This is a genomic window from Polaromonas sp., from assembly GCF_039932935.1.
Lineage (GTDB): Bacteria > Pseudomonadota > Gammaproteobacteria > Burkholderiales > Burkholderiaceae_C > Polaromonas.
Genome location: NZ_JBDTPB010000016.1, coordinates 20,572 through 40,097, shown reverse-complemented (window position 1 = coordinate 40,097; position 19,526 = coordinate 20,572). Strand labels below are relative to the sequence as shown.

The 19,526-nt window shown below is 60.4% G+C and carries 18 protein-coding genes; 16 read left to right on the top strand and 2 right to left on the bottom strand.

What is annotated here, in order from left to right; genetic code table 11:
• Positions 1-178: 178 nt before the first annotated feature.
• From ABI546_RS02480 to ABI546_RS02415, 14 genes are all read left to right on the top strand, one after another.
• Complete coding sequence (locus tag ABI546_RS02480; protein WP_348043769.1) at positions 179-562, top strand: metalloregulator ArsR/SmtB family transcription factor; 384 nt, start codon at positions 179-181, stop codon at positions 560-562.
• A gap of 17 nt (positions 563-579) precedes the next feature.
• Complete coding sequence (gene soxC, locus ABI546_RS02475) at positions 580-1,914, top strand: sulfite dehydrogenase (protein WP_348043767.1); 1,335 nt, start codon at positions 580-582, stop codon at positions 1,912-1,914.
• On the top strand, positions 1,901-3,100 hold the full coding sequence (locus ABI546_RS02470) for a c-type cytochrome (protein ID WP_348043765.1): 1,200 nt from the start codon (positions 1,901-1,903) through the stop codon (positions 3,098-3,100). Before soxC ends, ABI546_RS02470 begins: the two co-directional genes overlap by 14 nt.
• Before the next feature lie 146 nt (positions 3,101-3,246).
• Positions 3,247-3,714 (top strand): thiosulfate oxidation carrier protein SoxY, encoded by a 468-nt coding sequence (soxY, locus tag ABI546_RS02465; RefSeq protein WP_348043763.1) that lies wholly within the window; start codon positions 3,247-3,249, stop codon positions 3,712-3,714.
• A gap of 36 nt (positions 3,715-3,750) precedes the next feature.
• Positions 3,751-4,062 carry a thiosulfate oxidation carrier complex protein SoxZ gene (gene soxZ, locus ABI546_RS02460; protein ID WP_348043761.1) on the top strand — a complete coding sequence of 104 codons (312 nt, stop codon included), beginning with the start codon at positions 3,751-3,753 and terminating at the stop codon, positions 4,060-4,062.
• 84 nt (positions 4,063-4,146) lie between these two features.
• The gene (soxA, locus tag ABI546_RS02455) at positions 4,147-4,953 is read left to right on the top strand and encodes a sulfur oxidation c-type cytochrome SoxA (RefSeq protein ID WP_348043759.1); all 807 of its coding nucleotides are present in this window, start codon (positions 4,147-4,149) and stop codon (positions 4,951-4,953) included.
• 17 nt (positions 4,954-4,970) lie between these two features.
• Complete coding sequence (soxX, locus tag ABI546_RS02450) at positions 4,971-5,630, top strand: sulfur oxidation c-type cytochrome SoxX (RefSeq protein ID WP_348043757.1); 660 nt, start codon at positions 4,971-4,973, stop codon at positions 5,628-5,630.
• Positions 5,631-5,738: 108 nt separating this feature from the next.
• Complete coding sequence (gene soxB, locus ABI546_RS02445; RefSeq protein WP_348043755.1) at positions 5,739-7,457, top strand: thiosulfohydrolase SoxB; 1,719 nt, start codon at positions 5,739-5,741, stop codon at positions 7,455-7,457.
• A 285-nt stretch (positions 7,458-7,742) separates the two neighbouring features.
• On the top strand, positions 7,743-10,631 hold the full coding sequence (locus ABI546_RS02440) for a 2-oxoglutarate dehydrogenase E1 component (protein ID WP_348043753.1): 2,889 nt from the start codon (positions 7,743-7,745) through the stop codon (positions 10,629-10,631).
• Between the two features lie 55 nt (positions 10,632-10,686).
• Complete coding sequence (gene odhB, locus ABI546_RS02435) at positions 10,687-11,961, top strand: 2-oxoglutarate dehydrogenase complex dihydrolipoyllysine-residue succinyltransferase (RefSeq protein WP_348043751.1); 1,275 nt, start codon at positions 10,687-10,689, stop codon at positions 11,959-11,961.
• 8 nt (positions 11,962-11,969) lie between these two features.
• Positions 11,970-12,443: a hypothetical protein gene (locus ABI546_RS02430; protein ID WP_348043749.1), complete on the top strand. Its 474-nt coding sequence runs from the start codon at positions 11,970-11,972 to the stop codon at positions 12,441-12,443.
• 3 nt (positions 12,444-12,446) lie between these two features.
• Complete coding sequence (gene lpdA / locus ABI546_RS02425) at positions 12,447-13,874, top strand: dihydrolipoyl dehydrogenase (protein ID WP_348043747.1); 1,428 nt, start codon at positions 12,447-12,449, stop codon at positions 13,872-13,874.
• A gap of 19 nt (positions 13,875-13,893) precedes the next feature.
• The gene (zapE, locus tag ABI546_RS02420; protein ID WP_348043745.1) at positions 13,894-14,997 is read left to right on the top strand and encodes a cell division protein ZapE; all 1,104 of its coding nucleotides are present in this window, start codon (positions 13,894-13,896) and stop codon (positions 14,995-14,997) included.
• Complete coding sequence (locus ABI546_RS02415; protein WP_348043743.1) at positions 14,994-15,653, top strand: hypothetical protein; 660 nt, start codon at positions 14,994-14,996, stop codon at positions 15,651-15,653. Before zapE ends, ABI546_RS02415 begins: the two co-directional genes overlap by 4 nt.
• A 32-nt stretch (positions 15,654-15,685) precedes the next feature.
• Here the strand turns inward: ABI546_RS02415 and ABI546_RS02410 are convergent, their stop codons facing one another.
• Positions 15,686-16,444, bottom strand: a complete 759-nt coding sequence (locus ABI546_RS02410; protein WP_348043742.1) for a protein phosphatase 2C domain-containing protein — start codon at positions 16,442-16,444, stop codon at positions 15,686-15,688.
• An 84-nt stretch (positions 16,445-16,528) separates the two neighbouring features.
• On the opposite strand from ABI546_RS02410, the gene ABI546_RS02405 reads away from it, so the two are divergent.
• Positions 16,529-16,732 (top strand): DUF465 domain-containing protein, encoded by a 204-nt coding sequence (locus tag ABI546_RS02405; protein ID WP_348043740.1) that lies wholly within the window; start codon positions 16,529-16,531, stop codon positions 16,730-16,732.
• Positions 16,732-18,738 carry an ATP-dependent DNA helicase gene (locus ABI546_RS02400; RefSeq protein ID WP_348043738.1) on the top strand — a complete coding sequence of 669 codons (2,007 nt, stop codon included), beginning with the start codon at positions 16,732-16,734 and terminating at the stop codon, positions 18,736-18,738. The genes ABI546_RS02405 and ABI546_RS02400 overlap by 1 nt, the downstream gene beginning before the upstream one ends.
• Here the strand turns inward: ABI546_RS02400 and ABI546_RS02395 are convergent.
• A complete protein-coding gene (locus ABI546_RS02395; RefSeq protein ID WP_348043736.1) occupies positions 18,701-19,525 on the bottom strand; it encodes an outer membrane protein assembly factor BamD in 825 nt (274 codons plus the stop codon). The two genes, ABI546_RS02400 and ABI546_RS02395, sit on opposite strands and share 38 nt — an antisense overlap.
• Position 19,526 lies beyond the last annotated feature (1 nt).

The window sequence follows — 19,526 nt, the reverse complement described above, 5'->3', positions numbered from 1 at the left end:
ACCCTTTATTACACCTTTACCACCCGGTGGAAGTGCGTGCGGGCAACACCTTTTGGGTGTTTGGCAAGCTGGTGGGTGATATTTACGTCTTTGCCCGGTGCGCCTAGGGTATTTACGGGTTTTTTGAGGCGGCTTCGCGCTTAATATTAGCAATCACTTATATTAAGAATAAATCGCTATGACTGAGATGATTCAGACGAGTGCGCAAGTCGAGAGAGGCCGTGTATTTGAACTGGCGGCCGAGCTGTTTGCTGTACTGGCGACGCCCATGCGTCTGCGCGTCCTGAGCGCGCTGTGCGAGCGTGAAAAGTCCGTCAACGAGCTGCTGGCGGAAATCGACACCACGCAACCCAACCTGTCCCAGCATCTGGCTGTGCTGTATCGCACCGGCGTGCTGGCCAAGCGCAAGGAAGGCACCCAGGTGATTTACCGCGTTCAGAGCGAAAAAGCGGTGGCGCTGTGCCGCAGTGTGTGTACCCAGATCGCCATTGAGCTGGATGAACCGGGCGGCTTGTCGCCGGAAGAAAGCCTGTCGCCGCGATCCTCCCCCCACGACGCCTGAACGAAGGAACGCTTTTTATGCTGAGCCGTTTCATACAGCGTGCGCCCGAGAATTTCCTTTCAAAAGATCAAATGGCGGATGTGCGCGCCGGGCGCCGCGGTTTTCTGGCCGGCGCGTTTGCGGCTGCGTCGGCAGGTGTAGCGCTTGCAGGCCAGGCGCGGGCTGCGACTCCTGAGGGCGATGCCAATATCCTGAACCTGCCCGCCCACAGCAAAGGCCTGGGCCAGCCCGTGGCTGCCAGGGGCTATGGTCTGCCCAGTGAATGGGAAAAGAACCTGCAGCGCCGTGAAAGCCCGGGCCTGACGCGCATTGGCCAGGCCAGCGTGAGCTTTTGCCCTTTGCAGGGATTGTTCGGCATCATCACGCCCAGCGGCCTGCACTTTGAGCGCCATCACCAGGGCTGGTGGGACATTGACCCGTCCAGGCACCGCCTGATGGTCAACGGCTCCGATGAGGCCATGCTGAAGCGGCCCATGGTTTTCAGCATGGATGAGCTGATGCGCCTGCCGAACGTCAGCCGCATGCATTTCATCGAATGCGGCGCCAACACCGGCATGGAGTGGGGCAATGCGGCGGTGCCGACGGTGCAGTACACCCACGGCATGCTGAGCTGCAGCGAATTCACCGGCGTGCCGCTGCGCGCGCTGCTGGAGCTGTGCGGTGCGGACCTTAAACGCGCCAAGTTCATCCTGGCCGAGGGGGCTGACGGCTCGGGCATGACTCGCACCATTCCCATGAGCCTGGTGATGAGCGGTGAGGTACTGGTGGCCTACGGGCAGAACGGCGAAATGCTGCGCCCCGAAAACGGTTACCCACTGCGGCTCATCGTGCCTGGCGTGCAGGGCGTGAGCTGGATCAAGTACCTGCGGCGTATTGAAGTGGGCGATATGCCTTACGGGACCAAGGACGAGACGATTCATTACGTTGACCTGCAGCCAAGCGGCCTGCACCGGCAATACACCAGCATCCAGGAAGTCAAAAGCGTGGTCACCTCTCCCAGCGGCGGGCAGGTGTTGCTGCAAAAGGGCTTTCACAACATCACGGGCCTGGCCTGGAGCGGCCGGGGCAAGGTCAAGCGTGTGGATGTCTCCGTGGATGGCGGGCGCAATTGGGCACCCGCACGCCTGGAAGGGCCGGTGCTGGCCAAATGCCTTACGCGTTTTAATGCCGACTTCGTGTGGGACGGAAAACCGGCCATTTTCCAGAGCCGCGCCGTGGACGAAACCGGCCAGATCCAGCCAACGTACAACGAACTGCGCAAGGTGCGTGCGTCGCGCAGCATTTATCACAACAATGCCATTCAGTCGTGGTCGCTGGAAGAAAACGGCGAGGTGAAAAATGTCCAGATTTAAAGCCTGGTCCGCTTTCCCTGGCGTGCGCGTTGCAATGGGTTCGCTGTTGCTGGCGGGCTTCGCCCAGTGGGCTGCGGCTGCGGACAAGCAGGTAAGCCTTGCGGGTATCGGCCGCACGGCGACGCCGGCGGAAGTCAAGGCCTGGGACATCGACGTGCGACCCGACTTCAAGGGCCTGCCCAAAGGGCAGGGCTCGGTACGGCAGGGCGAGGTGGTCTGGGAGGCGCAATGCGCGTCCTGCCACGGCAGTTTTGCCGAGTCTTCCGAAGTGTTCACGCCAATTGCCGGCGGTATCACGGCTGAAGACATCAAGAATGGCCGTGTGGACGGCCTGATGCCTGGCTCCAACCAGCCGAACCGCACCACGCTGATGAAAGTCTCCACGCTGTCGACGCTTTGGGACTACATCAACCGCGCCATGCCCTGGAATGCACCGAAAACATTGACGGCTGACGAGGTCTATGCCGTCACGGCCTACATCCTGAACCTGGGCAATATCCTCCCCGATGACTTCACGCTGTCGGACGGCAATATCCGGGAGGTACAGGCCCGCTTGCCCAATCGCAATGGCATGACCACGGCGCACGCGATGTGGCCGGGCAAAGAGCTGGGTGGCACCGCGCGCCCTGATGTGCAGGGTTCGGGCTGCATGGCGAACTGCCGGACCGAGGTGGTGATCAAAAGCTTTTTACCGGACTACGCGCGCAACGCGCATGGCAACCTGGCCGAGCAGTCGCGCGGGGTGGGGGGTACCCGCGGGGTGGATACCACGCTTCCACCAGCAGCCGCCAGTTCAATAAAAAATCAGGCTGTAGCCCAATCAGAACGTGCGCAAGCAGCTCCTGAAAAGATAGCAATCTCAGCGCCGGTCACCTTGGCGCCCACTGCCAATACGTCCGGCGATCCGGCGAAGCAGACCGCTACCGGACTCGCCGCCGTCATGCCGCTGCTGCAGAAAAATACCTGCACCGCCTGCCACGGTGTAGAGAACAAACTGGTGGGACCTTCCTTCAGGGATATAGCCAACAAATATAAGGATCGTGCGGATGCGGCGGTCTACCTCTCAGGCAAAATCAAGGCAGGTGGGCAGGGTGTCTGGGGCGCAATGCCCATGCCACCGCAGGCCTTGAGCGCGGCCGAGGCGGCGCAGATTTCCCAGTGGCTGGCGCAGGGCGCTGCCAAATAAGGGGGCGCAAGCCTGAAAACCCATGCACCAACCGGAAAGTTATTTTTACGGCATTCTCGGGAGAAGCACTCTCCCCGAATCCTGCGTTTTTGTGTCCAATCGAGCCTAGTTTTTAAGACATTCAAGTTATATAAAAGGAGTTCACCATGGAACGTCGTGATTTTCTGGCCAGCAGCTCTGGCGCCACCGCGCTGGTGCTGGCCGCCGCTTCGGGCCTGAACCCGGCCCACGCGCAAAACGCGCCGGGCTGGAACAAGGCCGCTTTTGACAGCAAGTCCCTGGCCGATGCCGCCAAAGCCATGGGTGCGACCAGCGCCCCGGTCGAAAGCAAGGACCTGCTGCTGCAGGCGCCCGAGATCGCCGAGAACGGCAATGTGGTGCGCGTTGGGGCGCAAAGCAATATCGCCAACACCACGCAAATTGCGTTTGTGGTTGAGAAAAACCCCAGCGCGCTGGCCGCGATGTTCGACATTCCCGCCGGCACCGACGCCAACGTCTCGACCAATCTCAAGATGGGCCAGTCCTCCAACGTGTATGCGCTGGCCAAAGCCGGCGACAAGTACTTCTACGCAGTAAAAGAAGTCAAAGTGACCCTGGGCGGCTGCGGCGGCTGAGTCCCCGCAACACCTAACGACTGAAAGGAACAAGACATGTCAGATCCAATGCGAATCCGGGCACAGGCCCAAGGCGATAAAACCACGGTACGCGTGCTCGTGAGCCACGAAATGGAAAGCGGCCAGCGCAAAGACGCCGCCGGCAAGACCGTGCCAGCCTGGTTTATCCAGAACATCACCGCAACCTGGAACGGTAAAACCGTGATGAGCGCGCAGTGGGGCACGGCGGTGTCCAAGAACCCGTTTGTGCAGTTCAGCTTCAAGGGCGGCAAGGCCGGTGAGAAGATTGCGGTCAGCTGGGTCGACAACCACGGCGACAAGCGGACAGACGAAGCCGTTATTTCCTGATCGGGCCTGCGCCTGAACCCGGCTGGAGCCGGGGCGTTCCCGCCGCGGCAGAGGCCGCCCACAACGACATTTGAGGAGACCACGATGAAATCAAGCCTGTTTGGGCTGGCGGCACTGGCCGCGATATCTGCCTTGCCTTTGACTGCGCTGGCGCAGAAAAGCACGGCAGAAGGCATTGCCGAATACCGCGCCATGCTGGCCGACGGCAATCCTGCCGAGCTCTACGAAGCCAAAGGCGAGGCCCTCTGGAAACAGGCGCGTGGCCCCAAAAATGCGTCGCTTGAAAAATGCGACCTGGGCAAGGGTCCAGGCGTGGTGAAGGGCGCTTTTGTCGAGCTGCCTCGGTTTTTTGCCGACACGCAGCGCGTGCAAGACCTGGAGTCGCGCCTCTTGACCTGCATGGAGCAGCTGCAGGGCTTTAACGCCAGCGAGATTGCCAAAACCCGCTTTGGCGCTGGCGAGCAGAAAACCATCGAATCGTTGGTGGCCTATATCTCGGGCGAGTCGCGTGACCTGGCTTTTAACGTGCCCCAGTCGCACGACAAGGAAAAGCTGATGTACGAAGTGGGCAAGAAGGTGTTTTACCTTCGCGGCGGCCCGTACGACTTCTCCTGCGCCTCTTGCCACGGGGAAGACAACAAGCGTGTGCGCTTGCAGGATTTGCCGAACCTCACCAAGCAGCCCGGTGCGGGCACCGGATTCGGCTCCTGGCCGGCCTACCGCGTCTCCAGCGGTGACCTGTGGAGCATGCAGCGCCGCCTGAACGACTGCTACCGCCAGCAGCGCTTCCCCTTCCCGGGCTACGCGTCTGACGCCACCATTGCCCTGGGTGTGTTCATGGGCGTCAACAGCAAGGGTGGCGCTTCCATTGCGCCGGCCCTCAAACGCTAATCCGGCAGGAGAACCCGATGAAGATGATTTACACCAAAGCCGCCCTGTCCACTGCCTGCCTGGCATTGACCGCCTTTTTCCTGTCCAGTTGCGCAGTTGCACCCACGGCGCAGCAGGTAGACGAAGCCACCCAGCTGGTGCTCAAAAGCTCCTTCCGTGAGCAGGGCATCGCCAAGATGGACCGCCTGACGCCGGACGCCTCCAACCAGGCTTGCTCCGAAGCCGCCGGCAAGCCGCTGGACGAAAAACTTGCCAAGTCCATCGAAGAAGCCAACCTCAAAACCGTGAAACTGCCTTCCGATGGCAAGTATCTCGGCAACTGGAGCGAAGGCGAGAAGATCGCGCAAAACGGCCGTGGCCTGACCTGGAGCGACAAGCCCGGCGAAGCCAACGGCGGCAGCTGCTACAACTGCCACCAGATCAGCAAAGCCGAGTTGTCCTTCGGCTCCATCGGCCCCAGCCTCTACAACTACGGCAAGCTGCGCGGCGTGAGCAACCCGGCCTCCGCCGAGAGCAAGCCCATCGTGGACTACACCTGGGGCAAGCTGTGGAACGCCAAAGCCTACAACGCCTGCTCCGACATGCCGAGGTTCGGCCACGCCGCCATCCTGAACGAGCAACAGATCCGCGACGTGATGGCGCTGCTGCTGGACCCGAATTCTCCCGTCAACAAGTAAGTTGATGGTGTTTTAGGCTTGCAGCCCAATAGTGACGAGCGCAAGCAGCTACTGAAGTGATAGCAATCTGAAAGCATGCCTGGTGCACCGGGCAGGATGTCCAACGCCATGAATCTTTCCCGCCGCGAGTTTGCAAGTGTCATGGCGGCCGCGCTGGCCGCCGGTTTTCCCCTGCAGCGTGAGGCTGGCGCCGCCCAGGCCGCTAGCCTGTATGAACTGCCGCGCACCGGCAACGTGCACCTGCTGCACATGACCGACTGCCACGCCCAGTTGCTGCCGATTTACTTTCGCGAGCCCTCCGTCAACCTGGGCGTGGGCGCCATGCGCGGGCAGGCACCCCACCTGGTGGGCGAGCATTTGCTCAAAGCCGCCAGTTTGAAGTCGGGCACGCCTGAGGCCCATGCCTTGACCTTCCTCAACTTCGAGCGGGCCGCTCGCCAGTATGGCAAGGTCGGCGGTTTTGCCCATCTGGCCACGCTTGTCAAACAGCTGAAAGCCGGACGTCCCGGCGCCTTGTTGCTGGACGGTGGCGACACCTGGCAGGGCAGCGCCACCGCGCTCTGGACGCAAGGGCAGGACATGGTCGATGCGGCCAAGCTGCTGGGGGTGGACGTGATGACCGGCCACTGGGACTTCACCTACGGCGAAGAGCGCATCAAGAAGATCGTCGAGCAGGATTTCGCCGGCAAGGTCGATTTCGTCGCCCAAAACGTCAAGACTGCCGACTTCGGCGACCCGGTCTTCAAGCCCTATGTGATCAAGGAACTGAACGGTGTGCCGGTCGCCATCGTCGGCCAGGCCTTTCCCTATACGCCTATTGCCAACCCGGCGTGGCTCACACCCAACTGGAGTTTCGGCATTCGTGAGAGCGAGATGCAGGAGACCGTGAACGAGGCCCGCGCCAAGGGTGCGCAGGCCGTGGTGCTGCTCAGCCACAACGGCATGGACGTGGACCTCAAAATGGCTTCGCGTGTCACGGGGATCGACGCCATTTTGGGCGGCCACACGCATGACGGCGTGCCGGTGCCGGTGATCGTCAAAAACCCGGGCGGTCAGACCATCGTGACCAATGCCGGCAGCAACGGCAAGTTTCTCGGCGTACTGGACCTGAACGTGAAGGATGGCAAAGTGGCGGGCTTCAACTACCGGCTGCTTCCGGTGTTTGCCAACTTGCTGCCAGCCGACGCGACCATGGACGAGCTGATTGCGAAGGTGAGGGCGCCTTATGCCGACAAACTGGGCGAAAAGCTGGCGGTGACGGAAGGCACGCTTTATCGGCGCGGCAACTTCAACGGCAGCTTCGACCAGCTGATCCTGGATGCGCTGATGAAGGTGCGTGGCGCCGACATCGCATTTTCGCCGGGCTTTCGCTGGGGGACTTCGCTGCTGCCCGGCCAGGCCATCACGCGCGAGCATGTGATGGACCAGACCGCCATCACTTACCCCTGGACCACGCTGACGGACATGCGCGGCGACATGATCAAGACCATTCTGGAAGACGTGGGTGACAACCTCTTCAACCCCGACCCGTATTACCAGCAGGGCGGCGACATGGTGCGTGTGGGCGGGCTCACCTACACCTGCGAGCCTGGCGCCAAAATGGGGGAACGCATCCAGGACATGCGCCTGGGCGGCAAGCTCATTGACGCCGGCAAGACCTACAAGGTGGCCGGTTGGGCGCCTGTGGCCGAGGCCAGCAAAAATGCCGGTCCACCGGTCTGGGATGTCGTGGAAACCTATCTGAAGGCCCAAAAGGTTATCAAACCCGTCAAACCCAATACCCCGCGGCTTGTGGGTGTGGCCGGCAACCCAGGCCTTGCCGGGTGACTTTCAGCCCCCAGATGCAGCAGTAGCTCCAAGGCATGTGAAGGCATGTGAGAGCATGTAAGAGGTATGTGAGGGCGTTGTGAGTGCGCAGAAGCCATGGCTTTTCGGCTATGGTCATGACACGGTCTTTCCGCTGTCACAGTTCGGTGGCACAATCTGGGTTGTTTCTGAAGGCCCTTCCTGCCACAGTCGCATCCGCTAATCGGTCCAGCCGTGTTGCGGAAGGTTAATTTAACAAGCTTTAACCAGCTAATGTTTCCCCAAGGGAAACGGAGGTCAGCGGATATGAGTTCCAACCCGACGGCGTCGTCCGTCTATTCAGCCTATCAGGGCAACACCTATCTCTTCGGCGGCAATGCGCCCTATGTCGAAGAGATGTACGAAAACTACCTCGCGAACCCCGGCAGCGTGCCCGACAACTGGCGCGAGTATTTCGACGCACTCCAGCACGTTCCCGCCGTTGACGGCAGCAATGCCAAGGACGTTCCGCATCTGCCGGTCGTCAATGCCTTTGCCGAGCGCGCCAAGCAAGGCCAGACCAAAGTGGTGGTCGCCAGCGGCGCAGACTCCGAAATGGGCCGCAAGCGCACCGCCGTCCAGCAATTGATCGCCGCCTACCGCAACGTCGGCGCTCGCTGGGCCGACCTCGATCCGCTCAAGCGCGCCGAACGCGACAAGATTCCCGAACTGGAGCCATCGTTCTACGGCTTCAGCGACGCCGACCAGGAAACCGTGTTCAACACCAGCAACACCTTCTTCGGCAAAGACACGATGAGCCTGCGCGAGCTCATGAACGCGCTGCGCGAAACCTATTGCGGCACCATCGGCGCCGAATACATGTACGCCACTGACCAGAACCACAAGCGCTGGTGGCAGCAAAAGCTCGAATCGATTCGCAGCAAGCCCAACTTCGCCAAGGAAAAGAAGCTTCACATCCTGGACCGCCTGTCGGCCGCCGAAGGCCTGGAGCGCTTCCTCCACACCAAATACGTCGGCCAGAAGCGCTTCTCGCTGGAAGGCGGCGAAAGCTTCATCGCCAGCATGGACGAGCTGATCCAGCAAGGCGGCATCAAGGGCGTGCAGGAAATCGTGATCGGCATGGCCCACCGCGGCCGCCTGAACGTGCTGGTCAACTCCCTCGGTAAAGTGCCGGCCGATTTGTTCGCGGAGTTCGACCACACCGCGCCAGAAGACCTGCCCAGCGGAGACGTCAAATACCACCAGGGCTTCAGCTCCGATGTGACAACCCCCGGCGGCCCCGTCCACCTGACGCTGGCCTTCAACCCCTCGCACCTCGAGATCGTCAACCCTGTGGTTGAAGGCTCGGTGCGCGCCCGCATGGACCGCCGCGCCGACCCTCAGGGCCTGCAGGTGCTGCCAGTGCTGGTGCACGGCGATGCCGCCTTCGCAGGGCAGGGCGTGGTCATGGAAACGCTGGCGCTGGCCGAAACCCGGGGTTATTTCACCGGCGGCACGGTGCACATCGTGATTAATAACCAGATCGGCTTCACCACCAGCGACCCGCGTGACAGCCGTTCAACGTTGTATTGCACTGACGTCGTCAAGATGATCGAAGCGCCGGTGCTGCACGTCAACGGGGACGATCCTGAAGCTGTCGTGCTGGCCACCCAGCTGGCGCTCGAATTCCGCATGGAGTTCCACAAGGATGTCGTGGTCGACATCATCTGCTTCCGCAAACTGGGCCACAACGAGCAGGACACGCCTGCGCTCACCCAGCCGCTGATGTACAAGAAAATCGCACAGCACCCCGGCACACGCCGCCTGTACGCCGACAAGCTGGCGGCGCAGGGCATGGGCGATACGCTGGGTGACGACATGGTCAAGGCCACGCGCGCCGCGCTGGATGCCGGCAAGAGCACCTTTGATCCTGTGCTCACCAACTTCAAGAGCAAGTACGCGGTCGACTGGGTGCCTTACCTGGGCAAGAAGTGGACCGATGCTGGCGACACCGCTATCCCCATGGCCGAGTGGAAGCGCCTGGCCGAGAAGATCACGACGATTCCTGCCACGGTGACGCCGCACAACCTGGTCAAGAAGGTCTATGACGACCGCGCAGCCATGGGCCGCGGCGACGTGCCGGTGGACTGGGGCATGGGCGAGCACATGGCGTTTGCCTCCCTGGTGGCCAGTGGCTATCCGGTGCGCCTGTCGGGCGAAGATTGCGGACGCGGTACCTTCACGCACCGCCACGCCGTGATTCACGACCAGAACCGCGAAAAATTCGACACCGGCACCTATGTGCCGCTGTCGAACGTGGCCGACAATCAGGCCCCGTTCGTCGTCATCGACTCCATCCTGTCCGAAGAGGCGGTGCTGGCGTTTGAATACGGCTACGCGTCCAACGATCCCAATACGCTGGTGATCTGGGAAGCCCAGTTCGGCGATTTCGCCAACGGCGCGCAGGTCGTGATCGACCAGTTCATTGCTTCGGGTGAAGTGAAGTGGGGCCGCGTCAACGGCATCACGCTGATGCTGCCGCACGGCTATGAAGGACAGGGCCCTGAGCACAGCTCGGCGCGCCTGGAGCGCTTCATGCAGTTGTCGGCCGACACCAATATGCAGGTGGTGCAACCGACGACCGCCAGCCAGATCTTCCACGTGTTGCGCCGCCAGATGGTGCGCAACCTGCGCAAGCCGCTGGTCATCATGACGCCCAAGTCACTGCTGCGTGCCAAGGATGCGGCATCTCCTTTGAGCGAGTTCACCAAGGGCAGTTTCCAGACGGTTATTCCCGAGAACAAGGAAGAGATCAACAAAAAGGCCGACAAGGTCAAACGCGTCGTGGCGTGCTCCGGCAAGGTGTACTACGACCTGGCTAAAAAGCGCGAAGAAAAAGGCTTTGACGACACGGTCATCCTTCGCGTTGAGCAGCTTTATCCGTTCCCGCACAAAGCTTTTGCGGCTGAACTGAAAAAGTACCCGAATGTCACCGACATCGTGTGGTGTCAGGACGAGCCGCAAAACCAGGGCGCCTGGTTCTTCGTGCAGCATTACATCCACGAGAACATGAACGAAGGCCAAAAACTGGGTTACTCGGGCCGTGCGGCTTCGGCTTCGCCGGCAGCAGGTTACTCGCATCTGCACCAGGAGCAGCAAAAGGCTCTGGTGGACGGGGCGTTTGCCAAGCTCAAGGGTTTTGTGCTGACCAAATAAGGTCAGCCCAATCCCCATCACGAACGAATACAAGAACGAACCCCGAAAGAATCAAATGGCTATCGTAGAAGTCAAAGTCCCCCAATTGTCCGAGTCCGTGGCAGAAGCCACCATGCTTCAGTGGAAGAAAAAAGTCGGTGAAGCAATCGCTGTGGATGAAATCCTGATTGAAATCGAGACCGACAAGGTGGTGCTGGAAGTGCCGGCGCCCTCTGCTGGCGTATTGACCGAGCTGGTTGTCGCTGATGGCGGCACCGTGGTGTCGGATCAGGTGATCGCGCGTATCGACACCGAAGGCAAGGCAGGTGCTGCGGCTCCTGCAGCTGCCCCGGCGGCAGCTGCGGCCGTCGCAGCGCCTGCTGCTGCGTCTACGGCTGCACCTGCTCCCGCAGCCGGTGGCTCCATGGCTGGCGTTGCTATGCCCGCCGCCGCCAAGTTGATGGCCGACAACAACCTTGCCGCTGGCTCGGTGGCTGGAACCGGTAAGGACGGGCGCGTCACCAAGGGCGATGTACTGGGTGCAACTGCTGGCGGTGCCGCCAAGCCGGCAGCTGCTGTCATCCCCACCGGCGCGCCGACCACCACCTTGCCTCAGGTCGCGGCATCCGCCAAGCCTGCCGACCTGGGTGATCGTCCGGAGCAGCGCGTGCCCATGAGCCGCTTGCGCGCCCGGATTGCCGAGCGCCTGCTGCAGTCGCAATCGACCAATGCCATCCTGACCACCTTCAATGAAGTGAACATGGCGCCCGTGATGGAAATGCGCAAGCGCTTCCAGGAAAAGTTCGAAAAAGAACATGGCACCAAAATTGGTTTCATGAGCTTCTTCGTCAAGGCGGCTGTGCACGCGCTGAAGAAATATCCCGTGCTCAACGCTTCGGTTGACGGCAATGACATCGTCTACCACGGCTATTTCGACATCGGTATCGCTGTGGGTTCGCCGCGCGGCCTGGTGGTTCCTATCCTGCGCAATGCTGACCAGATGAGCTTTGCCGACATTGAAAAGAAGATTGCCGAGTACGGTGCGAAAGCGCGTGACGGCAAGCTGGGCATCGAGGAGATGTCAGGCGGCACCTTCTCGATCTCCAATGGCGGCGTGTTCGGCTCCATGCTGTCCACCCCCATCATCAACCCGCCACAGTCGGCCATCCTGGGTGTGCACGCGACCAAAGACCGTGCTGTGGTCGAAAACGGCCAGATCGTGGTGCGCCCGATGAACTACCTCGCCATGAGCTATGACCACCGTATCGTCGACGGCCGCGAAGCCGTGCTGGGCCTGGTGGCCATGAAGGAAGCGCTGGAAGATCCCGCACGTCTGCTGTTCGACATCTAAGGCTGTCGATGCGCCGCCTAGTCGCCTGCCTGGCCTGCACGTTGAGCGTGGGCCTGGCTGCGGCTGCAGCGCCGGTTGACGACAACTGGAGCGGTCATTACGGGCTGCAGTGGCTTGGCGCTTCGCAGCCGGGCTCCCGGGTGGTACTGGTCAAGGCGCCGGATGCCGACCCCGGAAAACTGATGGAAAAATACCAGTCGGACCTGGCCCGCTGGACTATTGCCTATGTGCAGACTCCCACGCAAACCGTATCCCTGCGGCGCTTCCTGGAGACGGAGTACGAAGGCTTTGGTTGGGTAGCTCTGCATGCCGCTGGCCAGATTGAATGCCTTGATGCCAGTCACATATTCGTCTGCAGGACCACGCCCGGCACGACCGTAAAACTTGGCCCCGATGGCCCCACGCAGGAAAGCCTGCTGGCGAGCACCGGCGTATTTGGAATACTCCTCCACGCGGGGGCGTTTGAACTCAATAAGGAATAGAAAATGTCTAAACAATTCGACGTCATCGTCATCGGCGGCGGCCCCGGCGGCTACATCGCCGCCATCCGCGCGGCCCAGCTGGGCTTTAACGTTGCCTGCATCGACGAATGGAAAAATGCCAAGGGCGGCCCCGCCCTGGGCGGCACCTGCACCAACGTGGGCTGCATCCCCTCCAAGGCGCTGCTGCAATCGTCCGAACATTTTGACCATGCCAGCCACCACTTCGCCGAGCACGGCATTGAGGTCAAGGGCCTGGGCCTGGACGTCGCGAAGATGCTGGCCCGCAAGGACACGGTCGTCAAGCAGAACAACGACGGCATCGTTTACCTGTTCAAGAAGAACAAGGTCACCTTTTTTCACGGCCGCGGCTCTTTTGTCGCCGTCAAAGACGGCCTTTATGACGTCAAGGTGGCCGGTGCCGCAGAGGAAACCATCTCCGGCAAGCACATCATTGTGGCCACGGGTTCCAACGCCCGTGCGTTGCCCGGCGCGCCGTTTGACGAGGAAAACATCCTGTCGAACGACGGCGCGCTGCGCGTCGGCGCCGTGCCCAAAAAGTTGGGCTTGATCGGCTCCGGCGTGATCGGCCTGGAAATGGGTTCGGTCTGGCGCCGTCTGGGCGCCGAAGTCACCGTGCTCGAAGGCCTGCCGACTTTTCTGGGCGCAGTCGATCAGCAGATCGCCAAAGAGGCCAAGAAGGCATTCGACAAGCAGGGCCTGAAAATCGCGCTCGGCGTGAAGGTCGGCGAGATCAAAAGCGGCAAGAAGGGCGTGAGTGTTGCCTACACCGATGCCAAGGGTGACGCCCAGACCCTGGAAGTGGACAAGCTCATCATCTCCATTGGCCGGGTGGCCAACACCCAGGGCCTCAACCCTGAGGCTGTGGGCCTGAAGCTCGACGAGCGCGGCGCTGTGGTGGTGGATGACGAATGCAAGACCAGCCTGCCGAACGTGTGGGCCATCGGCGATGTGGTGCGCGGCCCCATGCTGGCGCACAAGGCCGAGGAAGAGGGCGTTGCGGTTGCCGAGCGTATTGCCGGGCAGCACGGTCACGTCAACTTCAACACGATTCCCTGGGTCATTTACACCAACCCCGAAATCGCTTGGGTCGGCCAGACCGAAGAGCAGCTCAAGGCTGCCGGGCGGGCGTACAAGGCAGGGACTTTCCCGTTCATGGCCAATGGCCGCGCGCGCGCGCTGGGCGACACGACCGGCATGGTGAAGATGTTGGCCGATGCCGCCACAGATGAGATTCTCGGTGTGCACATCGTTGGGCCGATGGCCAGTGAACTGATTGCCGAGTGCGTGGTGGCCATGGAATTCCGTGCCAGCAGTGAAGATATTGCGCGCATCTGCCATGCCCATCCGTCTCTGAGCGAGGCGACCAAGGAAGCCGCGTTGGCAGTCGATAAGCGCACTTTGAACTTCTGAGCACACGGGCACGAATACGGTGACTCAACCGGTGCGCGCGGCGTACGACGCCGAACTCGCGGCGCGGGGCTATAAAAGCGACCCTGCCCAGTTGCGGGCGGTCGAGGCGCTTGAGCGTTGTGCCTCTGAGTGGGCGGCGTTCAAGGAGCAGCGCTCCAACGCCATCAAGAAGCTGATCAACCGGCCCGATGTGCCCCGTGGCGTGTACATGCACGGTGGCGTTGGCCGGGGTAAAAGTTTTTTGATGGATTGCTTTTTTGGGGCTGTTCCGCTCAAACGCAAGGTACGGTTGCATTTTCATGAGTTCATGCGCGAGGTGCACCGGGAACTGCAGGACCTCCAGGGCACGGCAAATCCGCTCGATGAGCTTGGCCGGCGCATTGCAAAGCGATATCGGCTTATCTGTTTTGACGAGTTTCATGTGGCAGACATCACCGACGCGATGATTCTGCATCGCTTGTTGTCGGCGCTGTTTGAGAATGGGGTGGGTTTTGTCACGACCTCGAACTTCGAGCCTGACGGGTTGTACCCCAATGGCATGCATCGCGACCGCGTCCTTCCGGCAATTGAGCTCCTCAAGGCTCATCTGGAGGTCATCAGTGTTGATAACGGCACCGACTACCGCGGACGCACCCTGGCGCAGGCGAAGCTTTATCACACACCGCTTGGCCCTCAGGCAGACGCCGAAATGACGGAGACTTTCAATGCCCTGGCGGAGTCTCAGGATGAAAATCCGATATTGCAGATTGAATCAAGGCAAATCCAGGCAAGGCGCAAGGCGGGCGGGGTTGTGTGGTTTGACTTCAAAACCTTGTGCGGCGGGCCGCGCTCGCAAAATGATTACCTCGAAATAGCCACGCAGTTTCATACCGTGCTGCTAAGCGATGTACCGCACATGCCGGTACGTATGGCGTCCGAGGCGCGGCGATTTACCTGGCTGGTAGACGTGTTGTATGACCGCAGGGTCAAGTTGATCATGTCGGCTGAAGTTGCGCCCGACGCGTTGTACACCGAGGGACCACTGGTACACGAGTTTCCCCGTACTGTCTCCCGGCTCAATGAAATGCAGTCAAAAGAATTCCTGGCACTTGAACGCAGAAACGTGGATACCGCACTCACATGAAACATCTGGCAATCGCCTGTTTTTTGAGCACACTTGCTGCGTTGGCGAGTGCCCAGCCGACGGTGGACTCGGCTGCACCTGCCGAACAAATTCGGAGTATCGACGCTGAAAGAACCAGAATCAGCGCCGAACGCAACAGGCTGGAGGCTGGTTTCCTCGCCGAAGATGCCGCTTGCTACGACCGGTTTGCCGTCAACCGCTGCCTGGAAAAGGTCAATGACCGCCGGCGTGAGGCCATGGGAGATCTGCGGCGGCAGGAAATTTCTCTCAATGACGAGGAGCGCCGCATCAAGGGCGCGGAACAGATTCGCAAAACCGAAGAAAAGTCTTCTGCTGAAAAGCAGCAGGAGGCTGCCGACCGCAGAGCCAAAGCGCTGGAAGATTCTCGCTCCCGCCTTGAACGGGAGCAAAAGAAAAATGAAGAGCGTGCTTCGGCCAAAGCCGCGGAGCAAGGCAGCAGTGATGCGAACGCAGCCAAGCTAAAGGGCAGCCAGGAAAAATCGCGCGACCGGCTTGACAAGCAAAGCGCTGCCGCGGAAGAGGCTAAAAAATTCAGTGATCGCCAGAAAGAGGCCCAGGAACGCAAAGCCCAGCATGAGCGTGATCGGCTCAAACAGACAAAACCCCCGGCGAAACAGCTGCCCTTGCCGCAGTAACCTGGATTAGGCGGTGCGGGCGGTGTGGGCGCTTAAGCCAATGGTTCGAGTTTGACGATTGCCAACGAAAGGTTGTCACCGCCGCCTCGTGCGCGGGATCTGGCTTTTTGAATCAGGAATTCAGTGGCCTCGCGCGGCGACAGCATGGAAAGGGCCGACCCCATTTCGCTGGTGCTGAAGTAATGCCAGACCCCGTCGCTGCAGGCCAGCAGAATATCTTCAGGGCGCAACTGCGGGATGAAATGGTGGGTAATTGGCGGTGCGTCTTCCGTGCCCAGACAGCCCATCAGAATGTTTGACTGCGGATGAACATTGGCTTCTTCTTCGGTAATCTCGCCTTTGTCGACCAGGGTCTGCACATACGAATGGTCAACCGTTCTGTGCACAAGCTTGCTGCCCTGGTAGTGGTAAATGCGGGAGTCGCCCGTATGCACCCAGTGACAGTCGCCGCCCGGGTTAATCAAGAACGCCGCCAAGGTGCTGTGAGGCTCCTGCTCGGCCGAGATCGCGGTCAGCTTGATGACGATGTGCGCTTCTTCAATGATCTGCTTGAGCATTGCAGGCGCGTCATCCGTTTCAGGGTCATAGCGCTCAAAAAGCTGCTTTGCCGTCATCATGACCTGATCGGAAGCTTTGCGGCCGCCGCTGCGGCCTCCCATGCCGTCAGCCACGATGGCAAGCATGCAGCCGGGAATGCGCGAGTGGCTGAATAGATTGACCTGATCTTGCTGGTAGTCCCGATCACCTTTGTGGATACCGGTAGACGCTGTGAGTCGATAACCTTTGGACATTGTGTGGTCGTTCGAGCGCGAAGCTCGATTTATGGTCGCAATCGACGTATTATCAAGCGAAGCAGCGCGTACGGATACAAAACCTTGGACTTAAATTTACATTCCCCGGAACGCCAGCTGATTGAACTCAAGATGGAGCACGCCGACCTCAATGCGCTGGTGGACATGACTGCGCACGCTTTCCCCATCGATGAATTGTTGCTCAGGCGCCTCAAAAAGCGGCGCCTGCAGCTTCGTGACCAGATCGCACAGCTCGAGTTGTCACTGGACCCGCCCGAGCCCGCCTGATGACCCTTGCGATTGAAGTGGAAGAGGCTTTTGCGGCAGGCGGTGTTTTGTCGCGCGCCGCCGAGCATTTCGTACCGCGCAGCGGGCAAACCGAAATGGCGCTGGCCGTTGCGCGTGCCATAGAGGGCGCATACCCTCTCGTGGTTGAAGCCAGCACTGGCGTAGGGAAGACCTTTTCCTACCTGGTTCCGGCATTGCTCAGCGGCGAGCGGGTTCTGTTGTCTACGGCGACAAAGGCCCTGCAGGACCAACTTTTTGGGCGGGATTTGCCGCGTCTTGTCGAAGCGCTTGGCCTTCCAGTCAGCACGGCCTTGCTCAAAGGGCGGGCCAGTTACCTGTGCCTGCATCGCATGGAAATGGCACGGCAGGAGGCGCACCTGCCCGACGGCGCTTCTTTGCGCGCCCTGGCCAAAATCGAAACATGGTCCGGAGTCACACGCACCGGAGACCTCGCCGAGCTTCCGGGACTCGACGAACGCTCTCCCATGATTCCGCTCGTCACGTCAACCCGAGAGAACTGCCTGGGCGCCACCTGTCCACGTTTTCGGGCCTGTCATGTGAATCTTGCACGCCGCGAAGCGATGGCGGCGGATGTGGTCGTGATCAACCACCATCTCTTCTTCGCCGACCTGGCCGTTCGTGAATCCGGTGTGGCCGAGTTACTGCCTTCGGTGCGGATTGCCATATTTGACGAAGCGCATCAGCTCAATGAGACCGGCATCCAGTTTTTGGGTACCCATCTGACCACCGGACAGCTTCTTGATTTCGCGCGGGATATGCTGGCCGCTGGCTTGCAATTGGCCCGAGGGCTGGTGGATTGGCAAGAAGTGGTTTCCGCCGTCGAGCATGCGGCCCGCGAGATGCGGTTGTGCGCAGGAAAGCAATACCCGGGAACCAAACTACGATGGGTTGGCGACACCCCTGAGGGTCTGGATGCCGCTGAATGGGGCGCCGCGCTGGAGGGTGTTCACGCATCCTGCAAGCTGGCGTGTGAGGCGTTGGATACCGTCAGTGAAATAGCGCCCGATTTTGTCCGACTTCAGGAGCGCGCTGTTGCGTTGGTGGAACGCGCTGAACGATTTGTACATGACTGCGAACCGGGCTGTGTGCGTTGGGCGGACGTGGGCGTCCAGCTCCGATTGGTCGAGTCGCCGCTGAACATCTCGAAGGCTGTGAAAAGCAAGGTACTGGGCGATGCGGGGGGCGCGGTGAAGTCCTGGATATTCACCTCGGCCACGTTGGGCGATGACGACAAGCTCAGCTGGTTTACGCAGCCCTGCGGGCTTGAAGAGGCCAAGGTGTTGCGGGTCGGAAGCCCTTTTGACTATGGGCGGCAAGCGGCACTGTACGTGCCTGCCTCGTTTCCTAAACCTGGAGACCCCGCTCATACCCCCAAAGTTGCTGAGGCAGCCGCCCGATGGTCAAGACGCCTTGGGGGCCGCACCATGGTTTTGACAACCACACTGCGAGCCTTGCGAACCATTGGTGATGCGCTCAGGGAAGCGTTCATGGATTCGCCGGACATGGAGGTGCTGGTTCAAGGGGCCATGCCCAAGCGCGTACTGATTGAGCGCTTCCGTGAAGGCAGCAGTGCCGGCGGCAAAGGCTGCGTGTTGGTGGCGTCAGCGTCGTTCTGGGAAGGCATTGATGTTCCCGGTGATGCGCTTCAACTGGTCATTATTGACAAGCTGCCTTTTCCTCCTCCGAACGACCCGCTGGCCGAAGCACGTTCAAAGCTCCTGGAGTCGCAAGGACGCAGTGCTTTTAACGATTATTTTCTGCCCGAAGCCGCGGTGGCCCTCAAGCAGGGGGCTGGACGGCTGATACGCCGGGAAAGTGACGAAGGCGTGCTGGTCGTCTGCGACAGCCGCCTGGGCGCGATGGGTTACGGCAAACGTTTGCTAAAGGCATTGCCGCCAATGCTACGCCTGACATCCGAACAGGAGCTGCTGGACAGGCTGGACGCCCTTACCAGAACTTGTACCAAGGATTGTCTGCAGACTTGAAGCCCTTGGTGAGGTACTCGCTTTGCGGGTAGCTCTTTTCGAGGATACGGCGGGTGTCATCGCGCAATTCGACCATGCCCAATGCATCGTAAGACTTGTAGAGAATAAAGGTCGCCTCCTCAAGCGCGGGGACATCGCGGTAGTCGGAAATCGCGCTTTGTGCGCGGTTGATGGCCGCCACGTATGCACCACGAGAGTAGTAATACCGAGCGACATGCACCTCGGACTGCGCCAGTGAATTCACGATATAGCTCATCCGCAGGCGGGCATCGGGCGAATACTTGGAGTCCGGAAAACGGGTCACAAGTTCCCTGAACGATTCGAAGCACTCTTTGGCCGCTTTCTGGTCTCTCTCGGATAAGTCCTGGCGCGAGATAAAACCAAAAATGCCGAGGTTGTCGTTGAAATTCACGAGACCTTTGAGGTACAGGGCATAGTCCAGAGCAGGGCTGGCAGGGTGCAACCTGATGAACCGGTCCAGCGTCGCGATGGCTTGGGCTTGTTCGCCGCCCTTGTACTGGGCATAGGCCTTTTCAAGTTGTGCTTGCTGCGCAAGAGGAGTGCCCGCCGCGCGGCCTTCCAGCTTTTCATACAACGGAATTGCCTTGTCATATGCCCCGCCGCTGGCCTCGTCCTTGGCTTCCGCGTAAATCTTGTTGGGACTCCATGTCGCGGTTTTGTCTGGCGCAGGGGTGCTGGAGCATCCCGCGATCACGAAAGACAAGGCGCAAACGGCTGCAAAAAGCGGCATTGCATTGGGAACAACCGATAATTTGGTGGAAAACATT